The 16,653-nt window shown below is 64.4% G+C and carries 16 protein-coding genes, 3 tRNA genes and 1 pseudogene; 7 read left to right on the top strand and 13 right to left on the bottom strand.

The annotated features are described in order from the left end of the window. Positions 1-185 precede the first annotated feature (185 nt). The 5 genes from ABD691_RS31560 (at position 186) to ABD691_RS31540 (ending at position 1,860) form a co-directional block, all read left to right on the top strand. On the top strand, positions 186-425 hold the full coding sequence (locus tag ABD691_RS31560) for a hypothetical protein (RefSeq protein WP_344686006.1): 240 nt from the start codon (positions 186-188) through the stop codon (positions 423-425). Between the two features lie 261 nt (positions 426-686). Beyond that, a complete protein-coding gene (locus tag ABD691_RS31555; protein WP_344686004.1) occupies positions 687-1,268 on the top strand; it encodes a ScbR family autoregulator-binding transcription factor in 582 nt (193 codons plus the stop codon). A 322-nt stretch (positions 1,269-1,590) separates the two neighbouring features. Then, a tRNA-Glu gene (locus ABD691_RS31550) sits at positions 1,591-1,663 on the top strand. A gap of 16 nt (positions 1,664-1,679) precedes the next feature. After that, positions 1,680-1,756: transfer RNA gene (locus ABD691_RS31545), tRNA-Asp, on the top strand. A 30-nt stretch (positions 1,757-1,786) separates the two neighbouring features. After that, positions 1,787-1,860, top strand: a tRNA-Phe gene (locus tag ABD691_RS31540). A gap of 68 nt (positions 1,861-1,928) precedes the next feature. Here ABD691_RS31540 and ABD691_RS31535 read toward each other — a convergent pair. From ABD691_RS31535 to ABD691_RS31510, 6 genes are all read right to left on the bottom strand, one after another. Continuing rightward, positions 1,929-3,242: a tyrosine-type recombinase/integrase gene (locus ABD691_RS31535; protein ID WP_344686002.1), complete on the bottom strand. Its 1,314-nt coding sequence runs from the start codon at positions 3,240-3,242 to the stop codon at positions 1,929-1,931. A 9-nt stretch (positions 3,243-3,251) separates the two neighbouring features. Beyond that, the gene (locus tag ABD691_RS31530) at positions 3,252-3,566 is read right to left on the bottom strand and encodes a helix-turn-helix domain-containing protein (protein ID WP_344686000.1); all 315 of its coding nucleotides are present in this window, start codon (positions 3,564-3,566) and stop codon (positions 3,252-3,254) included. Further along, positions 3,563-4,051 carry a DUF3631 domain-containing protein gene (locus ABD691_RS31525; protein WP_344686023.1) on the bottom strand — a complete coding sequence of 163 codons (489 nt, stop codon included), beginning with the start codon at positions 4,049-4,051 and terminating at the stop codon, positions 3,563-3,565. The genes ABD691_RS31530 and ABD691_RS31525 overlap by 4 nt, the downstream gene beginning before the upstream one ends. 50 nt (positions 4,052-4,101) lie before the next feature. Then, complete coding sequence (locus ABD691_RS31520; protein WP_344685998.1) at positions 4,102-5,037, bottom strand: transcriptional regulator; 936 nt, start codon at positions 5,035-5,037, stop codon at positions 4,102-4,104. A gap of 56 nt (positions 5,038-5,093) precedes the next feature. Further along, positions 5,094-5,285, bottom strand: a complete 192-nt coding sequence (locus ABD691_RS31515) for a helix-turn-helix domain-containing protein (protein WP_344685996.1) — start codon at positions 5,283-5,285, stop codon at positions 5,094-5,096. A gap of 283 nt (positions 5,286-5,568) precedes the next feature. Then, the gene (locus tag ABD691_RS31510) at positions 5,569-5,826 is read right to left on the bottom strand and encodes a hypothetical protein (protein WP_344685994.1); all 258 of its coding nucleotides are present in this window, start codon (positions 5,824-5,826) and stop codon (positions 5,569-5,571) included. 37 nt (positions 5,827-5,863) lie between these two features. Between ABD691_RS31510 and ABD691_RS31505 the strand changes: the two genes are divergently transcribed. Continuing rightward, on the top strand, positions 5,864-5,989 hold the full coding sequence (locus ABD691_RS31505) for a hypothetical protein (RefSeq protein WP_344685992.1): 126 nt from the start codon (positions 5,864-5,866) through the stop codon (positions 5,987-5,989). A 108-nt stretch (positions 5,990-6,097) separates the two neighbouring features. Here the strand turns inward: ABD691_RS31505 and ABD691_RS31500 are convergent, their stop codons facing one another. The 7 genes and pseudogenes from ABD691_RS31500 to ABD691_RS31480 all read right to left on the bottom strand — a co-directional run bounded on the left by ABD691_RS31500 (position 6,098) and on the right by ABD691_RS31480 (position 14,705). Continuing rightward, entirely contained in the window at positions 6,098-6,427 is a 330-nt protein-coding gene (locus tag ABD691_RS31500) for a M48 metallopeptidase family protein (RefSeq protein WP_344685990.1), read from the bottom strand. Then, positions 6,427-9,366: a type I restriction endonuclease subunit R gene (locus tag ABD691_RS31495; RefSeq protein WP_344685988.1), complete on the bottom strand. Its 2,940-nt coding sequence runs from the start codon at positions 9,364-9,366 to the stop codon at positions 6,427-6,429. Before ABD691_RS31495 ends, ABD691_RS31500 begins: the two co-directional genes overlap by 1 nt. Further along, positions 9,363-10,655 carry a restriction endonuclease subunit S gene (locus ABD691_RS31490; protein ID WP_344685986.1) on the bottom strand — a complete coding sequence of 431 codons (1,293 nt, stop codon included), beginning with the start codon at positions 10,653-10,655 and terminating at the stop codon, positions 9,363-9,365. The genes ABD691_RS31495 and ABD691_RS31490 overlap by 4 nt, the downstream gene beginning before the upstream one ends. Next, entirely contained in the window at positions 10,652-12,493 is a 1,842-nt protein-coding gene (locus ABD691_RS31485; protein WP_344685984.1) for an N-6 DNA methylase, read from the bottom strand. Before ABD691_RS31485 ends, ABD691_RS31490 begins: the two co-directional genes overlap by 4 nt. A gap of 245 nt (positions 12,494-12,738) precedes the next feature. Next, positions 12,739-13,659, bottom strand: a complete 921-nt coding sequence (locus ABD691_RS33830; protein ID WP_425565202.1) for an MFS transporter — start codon at positions 13,657-13,659, stop codon at positions 12,739-12,741. Next, positions 13,548-13,925 (bottom strand): annotated as a pseudogene (locus ABD691_RS33825) (MFS transporter); the annotation flags it as partial. The pseudogene ABD691_RS33825 and the gene ABD691_RS33830, both read right to left, overlap by 112 nt. Positions 13,926-14,429: 504 nt before the next feature. Further along, positions 14,430-14,705: a PLD nuclease N-terminal domain-containing protein gene (locus tag ABD691_RS31480; RefSeq protein ID WP_344685982.1), complete on the bottom strand. Its 276-nt coding sequence runs from the start codon at positions 14,703-14,705 to the stop codon at positions 14,430-14,432. Between the two features lie 467 nt (positions 14,706-15,172). On the opposite strand from ABD691_RS31480, the gene yczR reads away from it, so the two are divergent. After that, positions 15,173-16,621, top strand: coding sequence for a MocR-like transcription factor YczR (gene yczR / locus ABD691_RS31475; protein WP_344685980.1), 1,449 nt, complete (start codon positions 15,173-15,175; stop codon positions 16,619-16,621). The last annotated feature ends 32 nt before the right edge of the window (positions 16,622-16,653 follow it).

The following is a 16,653-nucleotide window of genomic DNA, read 5'->3' as shown; positions in this document are numbered from 1 at the left end:
CAGTGTGGACCACCTCCACCCGGTCCCGCCGGGTTGCCGCCGGAGGCCGGCCGGGCCAGCATCCGATGTGGATCGAGGCCGTTCGGCTCGATTACTCAGCGTCGATATCGAATCACTCTGTGGGGGGCTGCGGCTGTTGACAACCTGTGGATAGCCTGCGGCGAAACCCGAGCCGGGGAGGCGCAATGTACGGGTCGCTCGATGTACGAAAGTTCTTGTGGCAGCAGGAAGACGGGCTCTCGCGGTCCGGTTCCGGCGTGCCCGCGCAGCGCAGCGGGGACACCGTCCGGATATCACCCGAGCAGGTCCACCGGGCGAGGGTCGCGGTCGCCCGCAGCGCGGAGAGCGCGGAGGACTGCCGGCTGCTGCTCGACATGCTCGGCCTGGTGCCGGACGAGGACGGTGAACCACCGGTCACCCGGTGATCCGGCGTGAGCCGCACACCCCCCGGTCCGCGGCTCACGCCGAGCGCGGGGGCACGACGGAGTGCTCCCGGTGCGCAGAACATACCCCTCGGTCTTTTTCGCGGGAACGCCCCGGGCGCTGCGCTCACGGGCGTCACCCGGAGAACGCCAATAGCCACGCGATGGCTGTTCGCGGTAACTTCACGGCGTAGTTGATCACTCGTTCGTGGACTGGGACGGTGAAGTCCCGAGTTCGACGTTCCTCCTCGCCGGAGCCGCGTCATGCCGCAGCAGCGTCGGGCCCAAGTCACCCGGCGAACCATCCTGGTCGCCGCGGCGGAGGAGTTCGACCGCGAGGGCTACCGGGCGACACCGCTCAACGCGATCCTCCGGCGCGGGGGCGTGACCAAGGGCGCCTTCTACTTCCACTTCGCCTCCAAGGAGGCGGTGGCCCAGGTCCTGATCCGCATCCAGCGCGAACGCTGGACCGCGCTGTTCCAGCGCTGGGTCCGGTCCGGCCTCGACCCGCTGTCCACCGCGGTCGGGCTGGTGGACGAGGTGGTCCGCCTCATCGACGACGACGTCGTGATCCGCGCGGGAACCGCGCTGGCCTGCCGCCGCGAGGCCGGCGGCGTGCCGCTCGACTGGGAGCGGTCCCTCACCGAGCTGTTCGCCAAGGCGGCCGACGGAGGCCAGCTCCGCCCCGACGTCGATCCCCGCGCGGCGGCACGGGTCCTCCACGCGGCGCTGGTCGGAGTCCGCGCGCTCGGCCCCGGTGCCTCCGCCGCGGACCGGGTCGCCGAGATCTGGCGCGTCCTCCTCCGCGGAGTCGCCAGCGCGGACTGGCTCCGCAGCAACCCCTGATCTTGAGGCGCAGGTCACATTTCCTGCTCGGGCTCGTTTTTCGCCCCGAATCGCCCTTCCTGGCCCTGTCGACGCCCCGCCCAGTCGCCTCGGCCCCGCGTGCCCACGCCTGGGGAAGGAGGTGGAAAACGCTGGTCAGGTGCCATATGCTGGCGCCGGGTTCCGCCCGTGGGCCAGGGTGGTCCCGGCTTTCGCGCGGCTTAAGGCACCCCCCTGTTTGGGGGCCGGGACGGCATGTCGTAAGCTTTCACTGCTCCCAACGGGGCGCCCCAGAAAGGGAAGCCGGTTGGAGGCAAGGCCGGGTCGGTTCCGAATCGGCCAAGCCCCCATCGTCTAGCGGCCTAGGACGCCGCCCTTTCAAGGCGGTAGCGCGGGTTCGAATCCCGTTGGGGGTACGCAACAACAGAACATGGCCCAGTGGCGCAGTTGGTTAGCGCGCCGCCCTGTCACGGCGGAGGTCGCGGGTTCGAGTCCCGTCTGGGTCGCCACAGCGGATCGGCAATTCGCCGGGCGCGAACGGCCAGGTAGCTCAGTTGGTACGAGCGTCCGCCTGAAAAGCGGAAGGTCGGCGGTTCGACCCCGCCCCTGGCCACTCCGTTGACCAGCGAAAACAGCCCCCACCAAGGTCTTGGTGGGGGCTGTTTCGTCTCAGTTTCCGTCTCAGTTGGTCTTCCAGAAGTACGCGTTGACCAGGTCGGCTACATCGCGCCGGAGCTGCTCGGTCACGTGCATGTATCGCTTGCGCATGGCCTCCGTCGACCAGCCCATGATCTCCATGACGAGCCGGGGGTCGACCCCAAGCAGCAGGAGCACGGTCGCTGCGGTGTGCCTGGCGTCGTGCAAACGAACCTCCCGGACGCCAGCCTCCTCAAGGATGTCCTTCCACTCCTCCAGGTCCCGCCGAGGGTCGATCGGCTTGCCGTTCGGTTGGCAGAACATCCAGTCACCCTCGTGCCATTCGGAGCCAGCGAGTTCCCGTTCGGCGTCCTGCGCTGCCTCGTGGAGCAACAGCAGATTGAACAGCTCGTCCGGTACGCCGATCGTGCGCCGTCCAGCCTTGGACTTCACGTCGACGAGGACTAGGCCACCTCCCTCGCGCTGCGGGCACCAGCGGGCGTGCTCGGTGCAGTCAGCTGGGCACGGAGGCGGGCACTCGCGGGTGTGCCGCTTGCAGCCCTTGGGGCAGGGCTTCGTCTTGTGATAGCGATCTCCGCAGGCGTGCGGATCCGAACAGCCGTGTCGCCAGGTGTGCCGCTGGAGCGCCTGCCGGATCCGGAGTGCTCGCTTACGCCGGTCGAGCCGCTTCCAGTGCAACCCGAGCGTTTCGCCCTGCCTGGTGCCGAGCGCCAAGCCGACCACGAACCGGACACCGTTCCGGCGCTTCAGCGCGACCCTGATTACCTCCCGGATGTCGTCGGCCTCCAGCGGTTCGACTTCCTCCTCCTCGACCTTGGGCGCCTTGGCGATCTCAACAGGGTTCTTGTCGATCTTTCCGCGCTTGCGCGCCTCGCCGAAGGCGGTCCGGGCGGTCCTGTGCACCTGATGCGCCGTCCCCGGCTTGAGACCGCTTCTGATCATCTTCATGTAGAGCTTCTCGAAACGCTCCGGCTCATGCTGGATCTTGGTGAGCTTGTGAGCCCCGAGACCGGGGATCAGGTGCTTGATCACCGCTGTCTGGTAGCCGCGCAACGTCTTGTAGCGGGTCGTCAGCGGCGCGATGTTCACCAGCCAGTGCATCAGCCATGACTCCACCGTCCAGCTCTCGCCGATCTTCCGAACGTTCCCGGAATCACGCTCCGCTTCGAGCTTGCCGACCGCCTCGACTACCTGATCCTTGTCCTTCCGCTGAACGTGGCGGCGGTCCGGCGTGCCGTCATCCTTGGTGCCCACCGTGACGCGGCCATGCCAGTAGCCGTCTTTCCCGAAGTAGATGCTCGAACGGCCGTTGGCATTTCGGGTCTTCTTCTCGGTCAAGGTGTTCTCCTAGGCGGCGTTCTTCTCGGCGGCCTGCTCGGCGACCAGGCGGGCGGCGTAGTCGTCGATCGCTGAGACAGGGACTCGGCGGAGGCGACCGATTCGGACGGACTCGATCTCGCCGGACTTGACCAGGGCGTACACCTTCGTTCGGCCGATCCGGAGGCGGTCAGCGGCTTCCTGAACGGTGAGGAGCGTCCGTTCGGGCATGGTCCGCGGTTCCGGGCTTGGGATCTCGGCCTCGTTGCGGTGCTGGTCGGCAATGAGTGCAGCGAGTTTGGCCAGCGTGGCGGCGATCTCCGCTGTGTGGTCTGCGGCTGTCATGCGGCACCCCTGCCTTGGGGCTTGAAGGGGATATCCGTCCCATCCGTCCCAAGCGTCCCGATGCTGGTCAGCGTGGGACGGATGGGCGGCACGGGACGCTTCAATCCGTCCCGGTCATCAGAGGCGTCCCGCTTTGACCTCGGCTGCGACGCTTGGGACGGATGGGACGCCTCCCGCTGGGGCAGAGGGCAGTAGCGGCTCCAGGCGTCGGCGAAGTCGCCACGCCGGTAGCCCTTGGCCTGGCTGCCGTCGGTGAAGCGCACGTTCGCCGACTTGATGTCGAACTCGCCGAGCAGGCGCCCGAGCCTCGCGGTGGTGAGCCCGGCCGGGCCGAGATCGCGCCAGGGCGCCTCCGGGTCGGCGTTGAGCTGGCGCACCAGCTCCGCGCTGGAAATCTCGGTGTGCTCAGCGAAGACCGTGCGGCAGTCGGTGAGCAGACGAGTTCGCAGGGAGCCCTCGCTGGAGCGGGTCCCGCACCCTTGAATGCGGGGCTATGCGCATCAACCCAAACGTTGATGCGCATAGCCATGCGTGGTTAGCGGCTGATCATGGTCTGGTAGGAGTCCTGGAGCTCGCCTGCGGTTGGGAGCTTTCCGGCGGTGACGTGGTTGACGACTTCGCGGACGCGCCACCAGTTGGACGGGGTGACCTGCCCGGAGGCGATCGCGGTCTGGGCCGCGTCGGCGGCTTCGTCCAGGCGGCCGTTGCGTGCTGCGCACAGGACGAGGTCGACATGGGCGGTGGCGTAGCGGCGGGGCCAGGGCTGGAAGTCGTTGGTGGGCCGGAAGCGGGCGATGACCTCGCGGGCGTGCTGTTCGCCTCCCGGGTCGCCAAGCCAGGCCAGCGTAGTGGCGGTGTAGGCCGCGGCTTTGCCGGGGTCGTAGCGGTAGTGGTGTTCGGCCGGCACCGGCTTCGGCAGATGCGCCGACAGCGAATGAACGTGCTCGACGGTGCGGTACGTGGCGTCGGCTTCCCCGAGCCTCGCCCACGCCCTGCCTTCTTGGGTGGTCGCCTGGATCTCCGCGGAGCTCCCGGACGGGGCGATCGACTGGGCGTGTTGGGAGAGCTCGGCGGCTCGTCGGTAGTCGCCGCCGGTGAGGGTGCGCCAGGCTTCGGTTTCGTAGCACCAGGCGCGGATCTCGTCCTGCTCGGCGTGCGTGGCCAGTCCGGCGGCGGTGCGCAGCCGGGCGGTGGCCGGTGCGTGTTGATTCAGGTCGATGTGCACGGTGGCGGCCAGCATGGGAGAACCAGCCGCCGAGCACCAGGAGATGGCGGTGGGCGGCGAGGGTTTTGCGGGGTGCGTCGATGAGCTGGGAGATGTAGCCCAGGTGCTCGCGCAGCCGGGGCAGAAGATCGTGCGGACCAGGTCATCGAACGCCATTTCCAGCTGGGCCAGCGTCTCGGCGCTTATGTCGGAGGCCGCGACCCTGCGGGCCAGCTCCATCGCGTCGGTCTCATCGCTCGGCTGCATCGCGGAGCCGGAATGCCTCTGGTCGCGGGTTGTGGGGTGGTGGCGCTGGTCAGGGCTCAGAGCTCGCCGCCTGCGCACAGGAGCGCGTCTAAGGCGTCCACGGTCGCCGGCTCGGGGCGTTGCCGGTCGTTCTCGTACCGGGAGAGATTGCCCTGGTCGAGGTGGAGTTCCTGGGCAAGTTGGGCTTGAGACAGGCCGGCCGCACGACGATGCCGCCGCAAGGCCTGCCCGAACGACTCCTCGGACATGGTCCTCTACCTTCCCGCCGGGGTACCCCCGCCGGCGACCCAGGGCGTCCCTTGGGGCTAACACCTCCGGCGGGAGACAAGATCCAGCATGCCAGCACCAGCACGCCCCGATCGAGCACAACGTCAAAGCGCTCGGGCTGTGTAGGTGCGACGACCGAAAACCGCCAGCTCTCTCCAGCCGATTTCGGCAGAATTCGGGGGCATGGAGCTGACCGACCTGCCCGCCCGGGTTGGTGTGTTCCAGAGTCGTGACGGCAGCAGAAGAAACTGAAACAACGTCGTGTCATCCGTGGAGGATGTGACGGCGAGTCGGTACGAGCGCCTGCAACAAACTGCCGCCCCAGAACAACAGTCCGGTCCGCCCGGTGCCGTAGCGCTCCAAATGGCGATGAAGATGTTCGGTCAGCTCGGGCGGCCATTGAACGGAACGGGTGGGCTCGTCGTTGCGGTGCTTGAGTGAGCGTTCGTCGCTCGCCGTGCCGCTGTCCGAGTAGTCCGCCGAGACCCCGAGACTGGCTTCTCCAGCAGGATCTCTGCCCATCCCTCACCTGGCAGGGTCAACTGCGACAGTCCAGCGCATGGCGCGTTACGTCCAGGACGGCCTACTCAAGCCGACGGAGACCACCCTCGGCGGCCACTACCGCTGGGACCTCGACGACGTACGCGAGCAGATCAAGAGGCTGCGCACCGAGCAGGGCGACTGACATGGTCAGTCGCCATGGCACAGCTCCGAGTTAACTATAGGTTCGCAGAACCGCTCACCATTAATGGATCTAGGTGAGTAGGGCTCTCCGGCACGGACACGTACACACTTATCGGCGAACCTCCCGCACCGAGCTTGACGCTTCCAACTCGCGCCAACCCGGGACGAGGGCGGTCATCATGGCGGTGAACGCCTTGCCGTGAGACCGGTAGCGGAGGTGGAGCAACTCGTGAACGACGACGTAATCCTGGAACTTCTCAGGCATGTCGACGAGGTCTTGGGCGAGCGTGATGACACCGTCGGGCGCGCACGAGCCCCACTTCTTCGGCAGATCAGCGATCGCAATGCGCGACGGGTTGACGCGGATGTGCGTCGCCCATGTCATCGCCTTTCGCGTGAGCAGCTGATCAGCCGTCAAGGCCATGCGGGAGCGCGCCATCAGACCTTCTCCAATACGTTCATGAGCTTCTCGATGATCTCCTTGCGAGGCTCAGCCGGTAGTGTGAGCAGCGGCTTGTAGAGGCTGCCGCGAAGACGGCGCTCCTCGTCGGGATTGTGCCGCCAGTGCGGGAACTTCTCGACTTCGGCCTCGATGTTGACCGCCAGATGTTGGATGTCGATCTTCTGCCCTTCGAGGGCAGGCTCCCTGCGGAGCACTGAGAAGATCCCGAACGCTCGATCGGACAGTCCGCTCTCCTTCGCGATCTCGCGCAGCTTGTCCGTCTCGTCGGCAAGGGCTCTGAGCTCGTCGAGGGCTGCAAGACCACTTACCTTGCGCTCCTCTAGGCCCTCGATGATGCGGTCTGCCTTCTCCTTGATGCTCTGAAGCGCAACGGCGGCGGCCGGGTTGTCCTCCATCTCCTTCCGAAGTCCGCGCAGGAGGTTGAAAACCTTCTCCCCGTGCGGGCCGTCGTCCTCGCGCAATGACTCCAGCGTCTGAACATCGAACGTAGCGACCTTGGTGAAGCGGCCGAGCCCGTCCTGCGTAGCGTTCTCTTCGATCAGCCGCTTCGTCTTGTGCTCCAAGTCAGCCGTGAAACTGGTGGCCTCCGAGTACGCGTTGCGGACAGCCGCATACAACACGGACAGTCGCTTGTAGGTCGCGATGTGGTCGCGCAATTCCGCCGATGGCGAGAGGATCTCCCACAGCGACTCGATGTCGCGGTAGTCGTCGAAGAACCGCTTGCGCTCCTCCTCAGCGAGGAACTTGCCGTAGACGACGCCTTCCAACTGCTTGTCATGGCCTTGCCCACTCTCAACCTGGAGGTAATCGGCCGAGGCAGTGTCCAGCTTCTGGAGAAGATCTGCCATGAGTACGTCGAGGTCTTCCAACGCACCCTCGACATCAGCAGAATTGAAGCGCAGCGCCTTGTGCAACTCCTTCAGGATGCCGACGAAGTCGACGACGAGGCCCACCTTCTTCTGTACACCCTCGCTGTCGACATAAGGCCGGTTCACCCGCGCAAGAGCCTGGAGCAGCACGTGGTCACGCATCGGCTTATCGAGGTACATCGTGTACAAGAGCGGAGCGTCGTATCCGGTCAACAGCTTGTCGGTGACGATGAGGATCTTGGGGTGCTGGTCTGCCTTCTTGAACTGTCGGCGCACCTCCTTCTCTCGGTCATCGGAGAGCTGCAGTGCGTGGACATCCGGCCGGTCCACCACATCGTTGGCGTTCTTGCTGTAGACAACCTCGGACCACTCCGGCGGGAGCAGCTCGTCCAGGGCACGCTTGTACTTCGCGCACGTCTCACGGTCGACCGCGACGAGGAACGCCTTGTAACCGAGCGGATCGACGTTCTCCTTGAAATGGTCCGCGACGAAGGCGGCCACCTGCTTCACACGATTGTCAGCACCGAGGAAGGTGCGCAACCCGACGGCTCGCTGCAGCACCTTGTTGAGCTCATCGATGTCCGTGACGTCCTCATCGGAGGCCAGAGCATAGAACTGGTCATCCAGGTCCTCGGGTGCCATCGACATCGATGACGGCGCTAGCATGTACTTGATCGGCAGCGTGGTCTCGTCTTCGATCGACTCGACGATGGAGTACTTGTGCAGGTAGCCCTGCTCGTCCTGCGGACCGAAGATCTGGAATGAGCCGGATCCGCCTCCCTGCGTGCCGCCGACCGGCGTACCGGTGAATCCAATAATCGTAGAGCTCGGTACCGCCGCCATGAGGTACGAGCCGAGGTCCGCCGCCACCGAACGGTGGGCTTCGTCGATAAAGACGTAGATGTTGTCCCGGTTGGAGCTGTCCTTACGGATCGCATCGAACTTGTGGATCATCGAGATGACCAGGCCACGGAAATCGGAATCGAATATTTCCTGGAGATCGTTCCGGCTGTTGGCGCGACGTACGGGGATGTCATTCGCCTGCATCTCACCGAGCAGCCTGTCGACCCATTCCTTGAGCTGGCCCTCCAACTCGGTTCGATCGACGACAAGGATTACTGTCGCGTTCTGGAAGCGCTCTTTCTGGCTGAGGATCAACTGTGCGGAGGTTAGAAGAGTGAAAGTCTTGCCGGACCCTTGCGTGTGCCAGATGAGACCGCGGTTCTTTGCTGGGTCAGCGCACCGTTCAACCACAGCATCGACTGCACTGCGCTGGTGTTGACGGAGGACGGACTTCTTGGTCTCGCCGTCCTCGATGTAGAAAAGCACCCATTCTTGGAGTGTGCGCAGAAAGTCACGCGGCTCGAAAAACGCTTGCACCGCATCGCGGTAGGGCTCATCGCTCGTGTGCTTCCACTTGAAGAGAGTGCGGCGGCTGACGTTCCACGTAACTCCATACCAGTAATCGATCAGGTGCGTTTCGTTGTGAAGCTGAACCTGGGTGAGGAGTTCGGGCGTCTCCTTCTCGTAGCGCCGGAGCTGCGTAACGGCACGGGTCAGGGCGTCATGGTCCTTGGGGTTCTTGTGTTCGACGATGGTGACCGGGATGCCGTTGACTACAAACATGACATCGGCACGATTTCCCTTCGCCCGAGCGGGCGGTTCGATCTTCCATTCCCATGTCACATGCAGTTCGTTCCGATCCGCGAATTCGAAGTCGACGACCTGAACGGGACGCTGGCGCTGCTCATTTTCGTCGTTCCACTGACGCTCACCGCGCAGCCACCGCAACACCTCACGATTGCCTTCGATGGTGTCGGGGAGCGCATCGATGCTCTCTACGATTGCTCGCGCCTGGTCCTCGGTAAGCCACGGATTGAACTCCTGGAGCTTGTCTTCCAGAACCTCGGTAAATAGCATGTTTGCTCGGCCACGACGCATGTGCTCAGACTCTTCGGGTGTGAGCTGCTTCCAGCCTATGGCAGAGGCATGTGTGACCATCGGGAATTGAACCGACTTCGCCTCTGATATCTTGATCTGGCTCATGCCACTTTCCCCTCTGCGACTGAAAGCGCGCTGATGTCGAGGTCCTTAACCGCACACTCGCCAGTCATCAGCTTGTGCAGCACTGACTTGAAAAGCTGATCAAGGACTTCGCGCTTGCGGCGGTGCAAGTTGATCTTTCGATCGAGAGAGTCAAGCACTTCGGCAATCTCCTCTTGCTCGTCCGTTGATGGCGGCAACGGGAGGAGAAGTGGTTCCAGGCTTTTCTTGTTGAGCTGTGGCGTAGGGCCTAGATCGGTAATCGTTCGGAGGTCAAAAGACTGGAACCAGTGAAAGAGGAATCGCTGATTCAAACCCCGACGAGCGACGACGCCAATGACGTTCGGATCGAAGGCGGTCCAGGTCGGGGCAATCCGCTTCTTGTTAGTCGCGATCGCAGCCCCTCGCTTGGGAAAGATGATCGCGCCCGGTGGCGCACACCGGGCCTTTGCTACATCGATGTCAACTGAGACCTCGAGGGCCGCATCATCAAGCTCGACCTCGTTGCCCGGGGTATTCATGTCGGAAACCTTGATGCCGAGCACGCGCACTGTCGTTTCCCCGTCTGATGGCATCATGCCCTGCAACTCTGTGTACGACATGCGGGTAGACAGCACGTCGGCGTGCGAATCGAGCCGACGAACGAACCAACTCTCTGGAATCGGACCGATCTCGGTCGACTTCTGCACCTCGCCCCGCAGTCCCTGCGTGAACAATTGCTGCATCGCAGCCCGCTTCAACTTCGAGAGGTTCGAGAAGATACTGTCCTGAAGCAGGATTCCCTGCCGGATTCTATCGAGCACGTCGGCTATTGCGGCCTGCTCTTCCTCAGGCGGGACAGGTACAGGAATACGGTCAATCTTGCTCTTGTTTAGAGTGTTTCCTTTGATCTGTCGATCTTGAAGTTGTCCGTAGTCATACTTCGAAAGATAGTAGCCGAGAAACCGCTGATCTATTCCAGCGCGCGGATATATCGAAATGATCGCCTCGTTGTGCACTGCCGGAACCCCGAGAGTGGCTACACGGCCGATCGTTAGCTTGAAGCTCATCAAGAGAGTCCCCGCGGGGACGAGTTTGCCGCGAAAAACCTCATTGAAGGCGAGTTGATTGGCCTCCTCCTTTGTCGACATCACGACACCAAACGGTTCGAGATCTGAGATCGAGACCCATGGGACAACATTCTCGGATTTGGCCCAATATGCAGCGTTTGCCCTAGCAGGGGTTTTTCCTGCCTTATAGTCTGCCACCTCGGCGAATGGGCGAACAGGCCAGTGCGCCGTAGTTGGATTCATCGCGATACACCCACGTTCGTCAGAGGGGTGAGGAGCTTTAGCAAATCCGATGTGAGGCCAGCATCCTGTTGATTCAAAGAGTCCAACTCTGCCAAGAGCTCGCCCACGTCGCCTGCGTCGTCTGTGTTTACGGCAGCAGCCCAGCGACTGGGACTGAGGTTGTAGTCGGCCCCAGCGGCCTGCTCAAGACTAATGACTGCAACCCCACCTTCGATGTCCTCGCCAGCGTTGAAAAGGTTGGCGACATCGACGACGTCTGCGTCAGCAAGGTGGTTCTTGGGCCGCCCCTTGGTGAACCGCTTGCTGGCGTTGACGAGGGTGATCTTGCCCTTCTTGGACTCGGTTTTCCGCTTGTTGAGCACGACGATCACACCTGCTGCAGCGGTGTTGTAGAAGAGGTTGTCGGGCATGAGGATTACGCCCTCGACAAGGTCGTGGTCGACGAACCACTTGCGAATGTTGCGTTCCCGGTCCTCGTTCTTCGAACCCGAGCCGCGTGTGACGGCACCCGTGTCAAGGACAACGGCAGCGCGCCCGCCGTCCTTGAGCACGGAATAGGTGTGCTGAAGCCAGGCCCAGTCACCCCTACCCGAGGTAGCTCCGCCGTTCTTGATGAACCGGTCATACGGGTCGTCCTCGAAGAGGCTGGTGTCAAACGGCTGGTTCCACATCGGGTTAGCGACCACGAGGTCGAACTTGTCGAGTGCCCCAGACGAGGTACGGAACTTCGGATTGATCATGGTGTCGCCGCGACGAAGATCGACATCCATGTCATGGATGATCGCGTTCATCCGCGCGACGGCGTAGCTCTCGGCTTGGAGTTCCTGGCCGTACAGCTTGAGCGGCACCTTCGCCGTGGGGTCCAGCTCCTTCGCAACGAGCTGAAGCTTGATGAGAAGCCCGGCTGATCCGCAGGCATAGTCGTGGCATGTCTGCCCTGGCTTGGGGCGGAGCAAGCGCGCCATAAGAAATCCCACTTCGGTCGGGGTGAAGAACTCACCTGCACTCTGACCCGAGCCTTCCGCGAACTTGCGGAGTAGGTACTCGTAGGAACGGCCGAGGAAGTCTGGTTGCACGTCGGCGAGGCCGAGCCGGTAACGCGGGTCGGAAAAGGCCTCGACGACCCCATTGAGCCTGGCCGGGTTGATGTCGCGTTCGCCATTGCGCTCGGCAGAGAAGTCGACGACATCGATCACTCCGGCGAGGCTTGGGTTGTGGCGGACAACTGCGCGCACTGCTTTGGTCAGATGCTCACCGATGTCGCGCGGACGGGTTGAACGCCCCCGGTCATCATCTGGCCACTCGAACTGCACCCGCCCACTGATAACGCCCCATCGTGCCTCGGGCGGGAGATAGAAGCGGAGCAGATCGTGGTCGTTGTCAGCGATCTCCAGAGCCACATCGCGGTCACCGTATTCGTCGGCGAGCCGGTCGATCTCATCGTCGAACACATCGGAAAGACGCTTCAAGAACAGCAGCGGCAGCAAGTAGTCCTTGAACTTCGGTGCGTCCTTCTCGCCACGGATCGAGCAGGCCGCGTCCCACAGCATCTGCTCCATCGGCTTCGTAGTCGGCGTGGCTGACTTGGCCTGACGACCACGCTTGCGGCTGAGGACCGTGCCGCCAGCGGTTGGTGCGTCACCGACGTCGACACCCGCTTCCTCGGCCAGCGCAATGATCTTGGCGAACTGCGCCTTCTGAGGCTTGTTGGAGCCGCCCTCCCACCTGTTGACCGTGGCGAAGGAGACACCTAGCCGCTCGGCAACTTCGGCCTGTGTGAGGTCGAGCGCGGCGCGGATGGCCTGGAGAAGCGTCGGGACGACCGTCAGATCTGTCATATTTGCCATATTTGCATAGTGATATGACAAGATCAAGTAGCTGTCGCGCCAACGCCGTCCCCTGCATAGACAGCCACCGAGTGAGGGCGCGACGCGTTATCTGGCCAATGTCTGGCCAAACGTGCCACCCCGTGAGCCGTTTCCGCAGGTCAAACCCCACCCCGCAGACAGTTTGTAAATCAGCTGGCATTGCCGCGACCTGGGTAGTTGGATCCGCGGAACAGTCTCATGCCTGACGACAGCCCTTAACCTCCTGCAAGGCAGATCAGATCAATACCACAGCAGTGGACTAATGTGGAACCAGTTACGCGCGCGTCCAGAGCGGCGTTCGCTCCGGGAGTCGATGAGCGACCTCGGACAGGCCTAGCACGAGGATCAGTCCTGCGGCGGCAAGTAGGCCGAGGGAGCTTGGACCAAGGGTCGTGATGGCTACGCCGCCGATCACTCCGGACAGCGCGATGGCGAGGTAGAGGGCTCCACCGTTGAGCGCCACTGAGAGCGACGGCTGCTCGCCGAGGCCCAGGATGCGATAGGTCCTGCGGGGCGCTGACCCCAAATCCGATCAGCCCGTATGCCGCCGTAGCGAGCAAGGCTGTCGGGAGCGATGTGCTCCAAAGCGGTGTCAGCAGGAACACGATCATGAGTCCGAGTAGCGCGCTGGCGACAACGGGGCGTCCTCCTAGTCGGTCCGCGAGACGGCCGGCTAGGAGGTTGCCGACGATGCCCGAGACTCCGAGGACGGACAGGAGCGCTGCCAACCACAGGCCACGCCTTTCCGTGGCGTCGGCTGCGACGACCGAGATGTAGGTGTACGGGACATAGATCGCCGTGAATGCGACCAGAGTGGTTCCTAGGAGCGCCAGCACTCGGCGGTCGATGATTGGTGACAACCGTTGCCGTAGCCCGATCGTCTCGTGGTCGCTTGCCTGAACTGGAGGAATCCACATGAGGACCGCCATCGCTACCAGGACCGCCAGCGTCGACAGAGTGACCATCGTCGCCCGCCAGATGGCGAGTGCCGCCAGCACAGTACCAAGCGGAGCGCCTACCGCGATTACGCCGTCATCCCGGTTGTCACAGTAGCTACCGCTCGTCCTTGCCGTTCCTGTCCCGTGAGCGCCGCAGCCGCAACGGTCGCTGTGGGCAAGAACAAGCCTGCTCCGCATGCCGCGAGAACCTGCGCGGTGAGCAGGACACCGAATGATCCGGCTACGCCGCTCATGGCGGTCCCGAGCAGACAGAAGCCCAATGCCAAGAGGAGAACGGCCCGCCTATCCCACCGGACGGTCGCCGTCGCTAGCAGTGGGCCAGAGATCGTGGCCGTAAGGCCGAAAACTGTCACAGCTTGTCCGGCTGTCACGACCGAGATTCCCAGGGACCGCCCGAGTCCGGGTAGTAGACCCGCCAGAACGAGCTCGCAAGTACCGACAACGAAGGCGCCTGCCCCTAGTAGGACTGCCGCGCTCGCAGAGCGCTACATACCTCTCCTCACCACGGCAGCGTGCTGGACCAGGTCAGTCGACCATCATCCGCGAGATGAGTCCATCCGGTTTTCACGGCTGGCCAGCATGATGGTTGAGGTTGGGCGAACCTTGCTCCCGTGTACCAGGCCTATGCAGTTCTTCACCTGGTTGCGTTCGCGCTGCGGCCCGACCAGTCGTGACCGCCAGCGTGCGGTGCGCATGGTCTCATTCGTACGCGTTGCGGCAGTTTGAAAGCGGCTCGGAACGTTCACGGCGATCCTCTGACCTGCTTGTTTTCCCTCCGTGGCCTCCGCTGAACCGGCGTTCGTAGAACTGAAAAGCGGAAGGTCGGCGGTTCGACCCCGCCCCTGGCCACTCCGTAGATCAGCGAGAAGCCCCTGGCGAGATCGGCAGGGGCTTTTTCACGTCCGTCGGCGGCGGCCCCTGCCGAGGTCAGCAGGGGCCGCCGCGGGTCAGACCGCCCGCGTGGCGCCGGCCCGCCGCAGCGAGTCACCGCGGCCGACCAGGAACCAGAGCAGGCTGCCGAGGAACGGCGCCACGAACGCGAACACCACCCAGGCGAGCTTCATCCCGCCGCTGTGGCTGGACGTCAGGATGCTGATCAGGGCGCCGATGAACAGCACCGCGTAGGCGAGGAGGACGAGCGCGATCAGGCCGGCGAGACCCAAGCCCAGGACGTTCTCCTGATCCATGGCCAAAGCGGTCTGGTTGGCGAGCAGCGCGTGCATCGTTTCCTTCCTTCGAAGTCGTTTCTCCGGTGCTGTTGCCCCGGTGAAACCCACGATGCCCGTCCAGGGCGTGCGCGGTCGTCATCCTTCGCGCTCGTGCTGATCAACCGATGGTCGTACGCCCTGGGTTGGGTCTGCGCACCTGCTCGTTCAGCTGGACGTCACGACGCCGATCGGGCAGCGGTCTCCGCGGGCTGGTTCGCGTTCACCGCGCTGTCAGCTGCTCATGCGAGTCTGATGCCGTGGGGGAGGAGTTAAAAACGCCCCCGCGCTCAACCGGCCTGGGGGTCACCGGGAGTGCGGGGGCGTGCAGTCCACCCCTGGGGGTCAGGTGGACGACACTCATGTTACTTCGTGGTACTCCAGATGTCTCTACTACGGGAGATCTTTTTTCTCCCAGACGGCAAGCTCACATCCTGCGTGGTATTGGCTTTTGAGCTGAAGTCCAATCTGCCAGCATTGGTCGCATGAGCGTGATTCCTGCGGGCCACATTCCCGGGCGGAAACTCGTCGAGCTGCTCGGATCCTGGTACGGCCAGCAGCGCCCGACCTCCCGCGCGCTGTCCCAAGGTGTGAAGCAGCTGGTACTGGAGGGGCGGTTGCCACCGGGAACGCGACTGCCCGCCGAGCGCGACCTCGCCGACCGGCTCGGCGTGAGCCGGACCCTGGTCGCGCGTGCGCTGGAGCGCCTGCGCGAGGACGGCTTCGCCGCGAGCAGGCGAGGCGCGGGCTCCTGGGTCAAGCTGCCCGACGGCAAGCTCGCCAGCGCTCCGCAGGGCGGCTGGTACCCGGCCGGAGCGGAGTCCGAGGTCATCGACCTCGCCCAGGCCACGCCACCGGCTCCGCCGGAGCTCGCGGAGGCCGCCGACCGGGCCCGGCTGCGCCTGGTCGAGGAGATCCGCGGCCACGGCTACCTGCTCCAGGGCCATCTCCCGCTGCGGGAGCGCATCGCCGAGGGCTACGCCCGGCGCGGTCTGCCGACCGACCCCGACCAGATCCTGGTCACCAACGGCGCCCTGAACGCCTTCACCCTGGTCCTGCACCTGATGGTCGCGCCCGGCGAACGCGTGCTCGTCGAGCACCCGACCTACCCGAACTCGCTGGAGGCCATCCGCGGTGTCAACGCCACCCCGGTCGCCGCGCCGATGGTTCAGGACGGCTGGGACCTCGAACTCATCGAGGCCACCATGCACCAGGCTTCGCCGCGGCTGGCCTACCTGATCCCCGACTTCCAGAACCCCACCGGCACCCGGATGGGGGCCGAGGACCGGGCACGGCTGGCGACCGCGCTGCGCCGCACCCACACGGTCGCGGTGATCGACGAGACCATGCTCGAAGTCGATCTCACCGACGAGACCCCGCCACCGCCGGTGGCCTCGTTCGCGGAGAAGAACACGATCACCATCGGCTCGGCGAGCAAGGCGTTCTGGGGCGGGCTGCGGCTGGGCTGGATCCGCGCCTCGGTGGAGCTGGTGCAGCGGATGATCGCCGGTCGCGCCCGGGTCGACCTCGGCAGCCCGGTCATGGAACAACTCCTGCTCACCGAACTGCTCGCCGACCCGGAACCGGGGCTGCGCCGCCGTCGCGCGGAGTGGGCCGCCGGGCGGGACGCCCTGGTCGCCGCGCTCGGCGAGCACCTGCCGCACTGGAAGTTCCGCATCCCGGACGGCGGTCTGGCGCTGTGGTGCGATGTGGGAGCGCCGGTCGGCAGCAGGTTCGCGGTGACCGCCGAGCAGCACGGGGTCCGGTTCGCCACGGGCTCGCGGTTCGCGGTGAACGGCTCCCTGGAGTCCTGGCTGCGCCTGCCCTACACGCTGCCTCCCGCGTCCCTGCGCGAGGCGGTGCAGCGGATCTCACGGGCCGCCTGCTCGGCCGGAGCGGCGCCGTCGATCGCCCTGGAGGGCCCGATCACCTGATCCCACCCGCCGGCACGGCCCCTCGTCGTGCC

It is taken from the genome of Saccharopolyspora taberi (genome assembly GCF_039534165.1).
In the GTDB taxonomy this organism is placed as follows: Bacteria; Actinomycetota; Actinomycetes; order Mycobacteriales; family Pseudonocardiaceae; genus Saccharopolyspora_D; species Saccharopolyspora_D taberi.
The sequence above is the reverse complement of the archived record's forward strand: the minus strand, read 5'-3'. Positions and strand labels throughout refer to the sequence as shown.

Bases quoted from the DNA above. Each gene is read 5' to 3' on its own strand.
- yczR (WP_344685980.1), top strand. From the start codon at position 15,173: ATGAGCGTGATTCCTGCGGGCCACATTCCCGGGCGGAAACTCGTCGAG.
- ABD691_RS31500 (WP_344685990.1), bottom strand. From the start codon at position 6,427: ATGGCGCGCTCCCGCATGGCCTTGACGGCTGATCAGCTGCTCACGCGA.
- ABD691_RS31520 (WP_344685998.1), bottom strand. From the start codon at position 5,037: ATGCAGCCGAGCGATGAGACCGACGCGATGGAGCTGGCCCGCAGGGTC.
- ABD691_RS31485 (WP_344685984.1), bottom strand. From the start codon at position 12,493: ATGACAGATCTGACGGTCGTCCCGACGCTTCTCCAGGCCATCCGCGCC.
- ABD691_RS31510 (WP_344685994.1), bottom strand. From the start codon at position 5,826: ATGGGCAGAGATCCTGCTGGAGAAGCCAGTCTCGGGGTCTCGGCGGAC.
- ABD691_RS33830 (WP_425565202.1), bottom strand. From the start codon at position 13,659: ATGCGGAGCAGGCTTGTTCTTGCCCACAGCGACCGTTGCGGCTGCGGC.
- ABD691_RS31560 (WP_344686006.1), top strand. From the start codon at position 186: ATGTACGGGTCGCTCGATGTACGAAAGTTCTTGTGGCAGCAGGAAGAC.
- ABD691_RS31555 (WP_344686004.1), top strand. From the start codon at position 687: ATGCCGCAGCAGCGTCGGGCCCAAGTCACCCGGCGAACCATCCTGGTC.
- ABD691_RS31530 (WP_344686000.1), bottom strand. From the start codon at position 3,566: ATGACAGCCGCAGACCACACAGCGGAGATCGCCGCCACGCTGGCCAAA.
- ABD691_RS31480 (WP_344685982.1), bottom strand. From the start codon at position 14,705: ATGCACGCGCTGCTCGCCAACCAGACCGCTTTGGCCATGGATCAGGAG.
- ABD691_RS31515 (WP_344685996.1), bottom strand. From the start codon at position 5,285: ATGTCCGAGGAGTCGTTCGGGCAGGCCTTGCGGCGGCATCGTCGTGCG.
- ABD691_RS31495 (WP_344685988.1), bottom strand. From the start codon at position 9,366: ATGAGCCAGATCAAGATATCAGAGGCGAAGTCGGTTCAATTCCCGATG.
- ABD691_RS31490 (WP_344685986.1), bottom strand. From the start codon at position 10,655: ATGAATCCAACTACGGCGCACTGGCCTGTTCGCCCATTCGCCGAGGTG.
- ABD691_RS31505 (WP_344685992.1), top strand. From the start codon at position 5,864: ATGGCGCGTTACGTCCAGGACGGCCTACTCAAGCCGACGGAGACCACC.